2 protein-coding genes and 1 tRNA gene are annotated in these 1,881 nt (G+C 55.1%); all 3 read right to left on the minus strand.

The genetic code is table 11. From position 1 onward, the window contains the following. Nucleotides 1-56 precede the first annotated feature (56 nt). Entirely contained in the window at nt 57-326 is a 270-nt protein-coding gene (locus tag ACYVG7_RS10455; protein WP_460883058.1) for a hypothetical protein, read from the minus strand. A 298-nt stretch (nt 327-624) separates the two neighbouring features. Then, a tRNA-Phe gene (locus ACYVG7_RS10460) sits at nt 625-700 on the minus strand. Between the two features lie 75 nt (nt 701-775). Further along, nucleotides 776-1,881: cation:proton antiporter domain-containing protein (locus tag ACYVG7_RS10465; RefSeq protein WP_460883059.1), on the minus strand; the 1,106-nt coding region annotated here is incomplete at its 5' end.

Below are 1,881 nucleotides of genomic sequence, written 5' to 3' on the forward strand. Positions count from 1 at the left end.
CGCCTCCTGCATGGAGGCGTGATTAGATCACAGACGATCAGCCTGTTCAAATTTCATTAACAAAGTGCGATCCCGCCCTGAGGAGAGTTCGGGTTTGAGTAATTTATATTGATCAATTTACCTTCAGGATCATTGCGCACGGTCACAATACTACCATCACCTGAAATAGATGGGTCATCGATTCCTCCATAGACATTCACGCCAGAGAATATCCTCCCTTCTGGTGCGGATATAATGTTGGTCCAGTACTGGGGCACCGCAGCATAAACTCCACTACAGAGGGTGATACTGGCTAGTAACAGTAGAGCGATTTTGTTTTTTTTCATTTTCCCCCTCTTAATAGTAATAGTTGTTGAAGTAGATTCTCGTCTTCCGTCACACGACACCAAATGGATTCGCTTGGATTCGTAGTGCAATATAACTAATCTATTGGTACTTATGAGCGGAATATTGACGTGTCAGATTTGACATCATTTTGGCGTTGCTTTGTTGCTTGCAATGTGCGGCAAGCTGTCCATGCAGAAGATAAATGGCCCGCTTTGTATGTCGGCGCTTACTGTCGACCAACCGACCAGACGCCCATAGCAAAAAGGCCTCACATTGCTGTGAGGCCTTTTTTGAATGTGGTGCCCGGACTCGGAATCGAACCAAGGACACGCGGATTTTCAATCCGCTGCTCTACCGACTGAGCTATCCGGGCGTGGCGCGCATTAAACCCGTTTCAGCCAATGCTTGTCAATGTGATTCTGCCGCTCTGGGGGCGGTAGGCGATTTTTTATGCCGCCCGTGGGCTATCGTCCGGTGTCGAATCGGGAGTTGCCATGGGCAGCAGACTGATCAGCCGACTGGCAATCTCGGCGGCGCCATTGACCACCTGAGTGGCACCCTGCTTCTCCAGCCAGGCCACCTCCTCACCCAGATAGGCGCAAGCCAGTATGGGTAATAGATTGCCCGCCCGTTGGCTGGCGATGATTTCACCCGCTTCGAAGCTGTTGGGGATGGCCACAATCAGGGCTCTCGCCCGGGCTATGCCAGCCTGGGCCAGGGTTTCCGGTAACACCGCATTGCCGCGGATCACGGTATGTCCTTGTTGGCGCAGGCGTCCGGTTTGCTGGGCATCCAGCTCGACGATGACCAGAGGGACCTGGCTTTGCTGCAAACGATGGGCGATCAGGCTGCCGATCCGGCCGCCGCCGACCAGGATCACATGGTCGGTCGACTGGAGCGGAATATCCACCTCCGGTATGACTTCGGGGCCGGGCGGACCTTGGGTGTCACTGGTCGTGGTGTCCGGCTCCTGGGGTTGGCTGGTGCGGCGATCCAGCCAGGCAAACAGAAACGGATTGATCAGGATGGAGAGGATGGCACCCGCCAGCACTATGTCTCGAGCGTGGGTGGGCAGCAGCTCCAGCGTGATGCCCAGTCCCAGCAAGATAAAGGAGAACTCGCCGATCTGCGCCAGGCTGGCGGAGATGGTCAGCGCGGTGCGGCGATCATGACCGAACAGACGCACTATGCCATAGGCGGCGAGGGATTTGCCCAGCACGATAATCAGCAAGGTGGCGACCACGGCTAATGGTTCATTGAGCAGGATTGCCGGATTGAACAGCATGCCGACCGAGACAAAAAACAGCACCGCAAAGGCATCGCGCAGTGGCAGTGAATCATTGGCCGCCTTGTGGCTGAGCTCCGAGCCGTTGAGGACGATACCGGCAAAGAAGGCACCCAGAGCAAACGAGACATCAAACAGTTGCACGGCACCAAAGGCGATCCCCAGGGCGATGGCCAGCACGGCGAGTGTAGCCCGCCGCGCGAATTGATAAACGGATTCACTAGAAATGAGAAACCGCCTCTCGGCGGTTTTATCATTTTTGGCGAAAC

Source organism: Pseudaeromonas pectinilytica, assembly GCF_054780855.1.

Coding starts and splice junctions, on each gene's coding strand:
- ACYVG7_RS10455 (WP_460883058.1), bottom strand. CDS start 326: ATGAAAAAAAACAAAATCGCTCTACTGTTACTAGCCAGTATCACCCTC.